This window comes from Sandarakinorhabdus sp., assembly GCF_032115815.1.
In the GTDB taxonomy this organism is placed as follows: Bacteria; Pseudomonadota; Alphaproteobacteria; order Sphingomonadales; family Sphingomonadaceae; genus Sandarakinorhabdus.
Genome location: NZ_JAUMBI010000031.1, coordinates 1 through 3,549, shown reverse-complemented (window position 1 = coordinate 3,549; position 3,549 = coordinate 1). Strand labels below are relative to the sequence as shown.

The following is a 3,549-nucleotide window of genomic DNA, read 5'->3' as shown; positions in this document are numbered from 1 at the left end:
CCCACGGCGAGCGCGCCGGCATGGCCTTCGATCAGCTGCGCGCCGAGCTGAAAGCGGATTTCCGCCGTCCAGCGCCGCACCCGGTCCAGCCGCTCTTCCAGGCCTGCACCACGGCAAAGACTGGCCAGTTCCGCGGCCAGTTGCGGCGCATCAGGCAAGGGCGCGAAGGCATCGGGGGATAGCATCACATCGAACAACGCCGGATCGCGGGCGAGCGCTTCGGCCAGCACCGGCGTGATGCCCACCAGATTGCCAAGCAGGCCAACCAGGCGCGGATTGGCGCGCAGCAGCGCAAAGAACTGCGCACCGGCCGGCAATCCCGCCAGCAAGCCATCTAGCCGATTCGCCGCCGTGGCCGGATCGGCCGCCGCCGCCAGCCGGGCCAGCAGCAGCGGCAGCACCGCTTCGAAATCGGCGCGCGCCGATTCACTTTTCAGCGCGCGATACTTGCCCTGCCGCCATGTGGCGATCAGCGGAGCAAGCAGCTTCATCATGCCGGGATGATGCTGTTTCAGCCACGGCTTCGGATCGGCCGGCACCGGCGTTGCATCAGGCGTGGCCGCGCGGATCAGCTGATCGTAGGAGGTGGCCACCGGATCGGTGATGGCGTTCAACCGGGCTTCCAGGGCCTTGGCATCCTTGCAGCCGCACAGCCGGGCCACGGCATGGCGATCGGCGATCAGGCGCGGAATGGCGTGGGTCTGTTCATCGCGGCGCATCTGCAACCGATGCTCCAACGTGCGCAGCGCCCGGTAGCTGGTGGCCAGCCGCGCAGCTTCCGCCTCTGGCACATGGCCGGCAGCGGCCAGCGCGGCGAGACCATCAAGCGTCGCCGGGCAACGCAATTCAGGGTCGCGCCCGCCCCAGATCAGCTGGTTGATCTGGGCAAAGAACTCCACTTCGCGGATGCCGCCGCGCCCGCGTTTCAGATCAAAGCCCGGGCCAATCGCCTGCCCGCCTTCGAAATGATCGCGGATGCGCAACGAGACGGACTGGATGTCGCGCACCGCCGTGTAATCCAGGCTGCGCCGCCACACGAAGGGCCGGATGCGGGCAAGGAATTCCGCGCCCATGGCCACATCGCCGCCCACGGCGCGGGCACGGATGAAGGCGACCCGTTCCCAGGTCAGCGCTTCGGATTGGTAATAATGTTCGGCCGCCGCCAGGCTGATCGACATCGGCGTGATCTCGCTCGCTGGCCGCAGCCGCAGATCGATGCGGGCGACATAGCCATCAGGCGTCAGATCATTCAGAATCGCCACCGCCCGCCGCACGATGCGCACGGCAGCCTCCCCCGGATCTTCGCTGCCCCGGCACGGCACCAGATCGGGATCGTGCAGGAAGATCAGATCGGCATCGCTGCTGTAATTGAGTTCGCGGCTGCCCAGCTTGCCCAGTGCCAGCGCCACAATCCCGCGATTGGGCGCACCGCGTTCGGCCAGCGCCGCGGCGATGGCGGCATCGATGGCGCGATCGTTGAAGTCCGAAAGCGCCGCCGTCACCTGCTCCAGCGGCCACAATCCGGCCAGATCGGCCAGCGCCACCACCAGCGCCACATCGCGGCGGGCGATGCGCAGGCGCGGCATGATTGGCTGTGCATCGTCTGCCGCCAGCGCCAGCGCGTCGGCGAGCGCCGCGTCAGGCCCGGCGGCAGCGAGATTCGCCAGCGTTGCTTGTCGGCCGCGGATCAACCCCTTCAGGAACGGCGCTTCAGCCCAGGCCGCAACGGCTGCGTTGGTGAGCGCGGGCGACAGGCCAGCCGGCAGAAGCGGTGCCAGATCAGGCGGCGACACAGTTGCAGGCAGGGCAAACTCCATGTCACCCTGATGCCAGTGCGTTCAGCCGCCAGCAAGCCGCGTCGCGGCATGCGGGGCCAACAGGAGAGCCATGATGAACATGCGTTTGGGATTGCTGGCAGCACTGGTGCTGCTCACCGCCTGCAACACCATCCAGGGCGCCGGCCGCGACATCAAGAGCGTGGGCCAAGCGATCGACAAGTCGGCAGGCGCCGCCAAGGATTAGGCGGCGCTTTCGCCCGACTGTTCAGCCGCGGCCACCTTGGCCCGGCGCTTTTCGGTGAACCAGATGCCGATGATCGAGATTTCGTAGAGCAGCATCAACGGGATGGCGAGCGCGACCTGGCTCCACAGATCGGGCGGGGTGAGCACGGCGGCCACCACAAAACTCGCCACCACGGCATAGCGGCGGCCGGCGATCAGCTGCTTGCGGTTGATGATGCCCGCCCGTTCCAGCAGCATCAGCAGCACCGGCAACAGGAAAGCCACGCCAAACGCCAGGATCAGGCTCATCACCAGATCGAGATACTCACCCATCGCCGGCAGCGCTTCGCGGTTGATACCGTTCACGCCGCCAAGCTGCTGGAAACCCAGGAAGAAGCGGAAAGCCGCCGGCATCACGCCATAATAGGCCAGTGCCGCGCCGCAGGTGAACAGGACCGGCGTTGCAGCCAGGAAGGGCAGCAGCGCCCGCTGTTCCTTCTTGTAGAGGCCGGGCGCCACGAAGCGCCACAGTTCGTTGGCGATCAACGGAAAGGCGATGCAGATGCCGGCAAAGGCCGCCACACGGATCTCGACGAAGAACGCCTCATACAGCTTGGTGTAGATCAGCCGCGCGCCGCTGCCCGAGGCATCGACCAGCGGCTGCACCAGGAAATCGAAGATTTTCCCCGCCTGGCTGAAGCACAGGCCAAAGGCGATGACGAAATAGACGACACAGCGCAGCAGGCGCCCGCGCAATTCGATGAGATGATCGAGCAGCGGCGCCTTGCTGGCGTCGATGTCGCTGCGGTCAACCTCGTCGGTCATGCCGCTTCGCCCGTGGCGGCCGGCTTCTTGGCGCGCGGCTTGCGGGGCTTCTTCACCGGCGGCGCGGCTTCGGCAGCGGGCGGGGTTTCAACCGTGGCTTCGGGCGGTGCCACCGGCCACGGATCATAGCTCGGCTCTGCGGGCACCGGGCCAGACAGATCGGGCAGCATGTCTTGTGGCAGCGCTGTGGCCTTCATGATGGCCTCGTTCTGCTGCGCCCACAATTTCTGCATCTCTTCCATTTCGGCTTCGCGCATCATCGCATCGAAACCGCTGCGCATGTGGCGGCTCATGGCGCGGGCCTTGCCCACCCATTGGCCCACCCAGCGCATGGCCTTGGGCAGGTCTTTCGGGCCGATGACCAGCAGGGCCACCAGCGCAATGAGCATCAGCTCGGAAGAATCAATGCCAAACATCGTGTGACTTTGCGGGCCTTTTGGCGGGCCTCAGCCCCGTATCGTCGGGTCAGCCGCGGGCGTCTTCAACCGGGGATTTGGCGGTTGCCTGCGGATTCTGCGTCACCTGCGGCGGCGGCGCAGCCGGGCTGCCGGGCGCGGCATCATCATTCAGCCCCTTCTTGAAGCTGTTGATACCCTTGGCAAAATCACCCATCAGATCGGAAATGCGGCCACGGCCGAACAACAGCACGATGACCAGGATGACCACCAGCCAATGCGTGAGGCTGAACGAACCCATGATGTGAGACCCTTGCAGTTGTGCGGGA

General features: G+C 66.2%; 4 protein-coding genes and 1 pseudogene. 1 reads left to right on the top strand and 4 read right to left on the bottom strand.

The genetic code is table 11. The annotated features are described in order from the left end of the window. A pseudogene (locus RT662_RS01560) lies at positions 1 to 1,817 on the bottom strand (glutamine-synthetase adenylyltransferase); the annotation flags it as partial. Between the two features lie 73 nt (positions 1,818 to 1,890). Here RT662_RS01560 and RT662_RS01555 point away from each other — a divergent pair. Then, complete coding sequence (locus tag RT662_RS01555) at positions 1,891 to 2,022, top strand: entericidin A/B family lipoprotein (RefSeq protein WP_409530124.1); 132 nt, start codon at positions 1,891 to 1,893, stop codon at positions 2,020 to 2,022. On the opposite strand, the gene tatC is transcribed toward RT662_RS01555, so the two are convergent. The 3 genes from tatC to RT662_RS01540 are packed head-to-tail and all read right to left on the bottom strand — an operon-like array spanning position 2,019 to position 3,521. Next, positions 2,019 to 2,825: a twin-arginine translocase subunit TatC gene (tatC, locus tag RT662_RS01550; protein WP_313668571.1), complete on the bottom strand. Its 807-nt coding sequence runs from the start codon at positions 2,823 to 2,825 to the stop codon at positions 2,019 to 2,021. The two genes, RT662_RS01555 and tatC, sit on opposite strands and share 4 nt — an antisense overlap. Then, positions 2,822 to 3,241 (bottom strand): Sec-independent protein translocase protein TatB, encoded by a 420-nt coding sequence (gene tatB / locus RT662_RS01545; RefSeq protein WP_313668568.1) that lies wholly within the window; start codon positions 3,239 to 3,241, stop codon positions 2,822 to 2,824. The genes tatC and tatB overlap by 4 nt, the downstream gene beginning before the upstream one ends. Before the next feature lie 49 nt (positions 3,242 to 3,290). Next, positions 3,291 to 3,521 carry a twin-arginine translocase TatA/TatE family subunit gene (locus RT662_RS01540; protein ID WP_313668576.1) on the bottom strand — a complete coding sequence of 77 codons (231 nt, stop codon included), beginning with the start codon at positions 3,519 to 3,521 and terminating at the stop codon, positions 3,291 to 3,293. Positions 3,522 to 3,549 lie beyond the last annotated feature (28 nt).

Bases quoted from the DNA above. Each gene is read 5' to 3' on its own strand.
- RT662_RS01555 (WP_409530124.1), top strand. From the start codon at position 1,891: ATGAACATGCGTTTGGGATTGCTGGCAGCACTGGTGCTGCTCACCGCC.
- tatC (WP_313668571.1), bottom strand. From the start codon at position 2,825: ATGACCGACGAGGTTGACCGCAGCGACATCGACGCCAGCAAGGCGCCG.
- tatB (WP_313668568.1), bottom strand. From the start codon at position 3,241: ATGTTTGGCATTGATTCTTCCGAGCTGATGCTCATTGCGCTGGTGGCC.
- RT662_RS01540 (WP_313668576.1), bottom strand. From the start codon at position 3,521: ATGGGTTCGTTCAGCCTCACGCATTGGCTGGTGGTCATCCTGGTCATC.